Below are 2871 nucleotides of genomic sequence, written 5' to 3'. Positions count from 1 at the left end.
TCTGTAGAAATCCTGTTAAAACCGGCATCATTCGGAAATATCCACTGAATATAATCAACATTAGATAGCACATATAAAAAATATTGTTGGCTGTCATTATCATTTGAATATTTATCAAAATCCTCTATAGGAAAAACAACATTTGTTGTTATTTTAGTTTTAATGGGCTAACATGTTCCATCAACTGAAAGTACTGCTTTAAGTACCCTGAAACCATATCAATAAGAATAAATATATTTAGATTTTAAAGCTATACCATAAACTATCTAAACTTTATATATTATTTACCTATGTCTCCAGGGGAGGGTTACCACATAAGACCAAAAGACATACCGCTAAAACCCAAATTGATGCTGTTGATTTTTCTTGGCGTTTTCATAGTTCTGGCTTCATCTACAGCTGTCATCATCTCGACTGTGACCGAACAACAGGAAGACCTTGCTTATAAACAATCGACCCGGATGGCACAGTCATATGCCAATGAAATCGATGCCGACATGCGCAGTTACATGACAATCGCCAGGAGTTTTTCTGACACCATGGAAAATTATCAGTCCAGTAACAGGGCTGAGGTGAACCAGATGCTTAAAGACATACTAATCGATAATCCGAAACTGGTAGGCACATATGTGGCTTTTGAACCCGATGCTTTTGATAACAATGATTCATATTATGTAAATAAAACAGGTCATGACTCCACTGGAAGGTTTATACCATACTGGAACAAATTACACGGAAATACAACACTTGACCCCCTGGAGGATTATGATTCATTAAACTACTACCAGCTTCCAAAACAGACCAGATCAGATGTCGTTACTGAGCCGTATAAGTATCAGGAAAAAATGATTGTAAGTTTTGTATCTCCGATAATAAAAGATGGCGAATTTGTAGGTATTGCCGGTACAGATGCTACTATTGATTACATAGACAAAATGCTTGGTGGAGTGGAAGCTTTTGATTCCGGATATGCATTCATGGTCAGTAAATCCGGTACGATAATGACGCATCCAGGAAAAAAGGATTGGACCGGTAAAAAGAACATCGACATGGTCGATGCTCCTCATTTTTCGAAAATGAAAAACGACATCCAAAACGGCACTTCAGGGTATATAGAAACAGTAGACCCTTCTACAGGCAACGATGTTGTGATGTTCTATGAACCTATAAAAACAGGTAATTTTGCGGTTGTAATCACTGTCCCGAAAAATGAAATGCTTGCAGGAGTGTTTGCTCTAAGAGACAGGTTGGTAATCGTTTCTTTCATATCGCTAATATTTATGAGCGGTATCGCCTATTTAATCGCGAGGTCTGTGTCTTCACCCATAAACAAAATCGTTGAAGATTTTAAAGGTATAACAAATGATGTTATCAACGGCAAACTCGATACGAGAGCCGAAACAGACATCCAGACAGACTTTAGACCCATTCCTGAGGGACTTAACAGGATAATGCACACGGTCGCTTCACCTGTACATGAAACCATGCGTGTGACGAAACAGCTCTCAGACGGCAACCTTGAAGCCCGCTACAGTCTGGATGTAAAGGGAGATTTCAAGCAGTTCAGTGATTCCCTGAACAGTTTTGCTGAATCGCTTGAAAATATAATCAATGATTCAAATGCTGTTTTAACATCAATACAGAACGAAGATTTTACAAGAAGGGTACAGGTTCATGGCAGAGGTGATTTCAAAACCCTGACAAATGGCATTGAAAACACGCGGAAGGCATTGTACGAAACCACCAGCAAATACAAAAAAGCAAGTGAAGATTCAAAAGAATACAATAAAAAACTGGAAGAATCCAACCAGTTAAAAAGGGAACTGGAGCATATTATCGAATCAAGTCCTGTTGTTGCGTTTTTGTGGATTCCGGACCACTTATGGTCGGTGGAATATGTCTCAAGTAACATTGATCAATTCGGTTATGACCCGGAAGAATTTGTTTCTGGAAAATTGGATTATGCTGATATTATCCACCCTGAAGACCTTAAAAATGTCCAGGAAAAGGTAAATGAGTCAATTTCAAACGGTATGTCTGGATTTAATAAAGAATACAGGATACTAACAAAATCAGGAAATATAAGATGGGTAGATGAGAGGACCACTTTTTATTATGATGAAAATGGAGATTTAGTGTATCTAAGGGGTATTGTAATCGATGTTACCGATAAAAAGGAAGCAGAGAAAGCTTTGATGGAAGCCAAAATGTTGGCTCAATCTGCAAACCAGACAAAAAACGAATTTCTGGCTAATGTAAGTCATGAATTAAGGACTCCATTGAACTCTGTCATCGGTTTTTCAGACTTATTGCTTAAAGAAATAAGAGGCGAGTTGAATGATTACCAGAAACATTGTGTAAACAATGTTAAAACCAGCGGTCACCATCTTTTAGACTTGATTGATAAAATCCTTGATATTTCAAAAATCGAAGCCGGTAAGATGGAATATGAACCTGAACGTGTATCTGTGAAAAAATTAATCGATGAAGTTGGAAATGTCATGCATCCCCAGGCTTTGAATAAGAACCTGGGTCTAAAAGTCAACAGGGATGAGCAAATTGGCGATGTTTATGCTGATAAGAACAAATTGAAAGAAATCATCTATAATCTCACCAGTAATGCTATTAAATTCACTCCTAAAGGCGGCAATGTATTCCTTGATGCAAAGGATATGGATGGTTATGTACAGTTTGCAGTTGAAGATGAAGGTATCGGGATTCCAGAAGATAAACAGGACGAATTATTCAAACCTTTTACCCAATTGGAGTCCTCTGCAAACCGCAGATATGAAGGTACAGGGCTGGGACTTGCTCTTGTGAAAAAATTTGTTGATATGCATAATGGCAAGATATGGATTGAAAGTGAAGTAA

General features: G+C 37.8%; 1 protein-coding gene. It reads left to right on the top strand.

Going from position 1 to position 2871, the window contains the following annotated elements:
* Nucleotides 1–290: 290 nt before the first annotated feature.
* Nucleotides 291–2871: ATP-binding protein (locus tag ACLFMM_RS09690; RefSeq protein WP_410808528.1), on the top strand; the 2581-nt coding region annotated here is incomplete at its 3' end.

Source organism: Methanohalobium sp. (assembly GCF_046546175.1).
In the GTDB taxonomy this organism is placed as follows: Archaea; Halobacteriota; Methanosarcinia; order Methanosarcinales; family Methanosarcinaceae; genus Methanohalobium.
The sequence above is the reverse complement of the archived record's forward strand: the minus strand, read 5'-3'. Positions and strand labels throughout refer to the sequence as shown.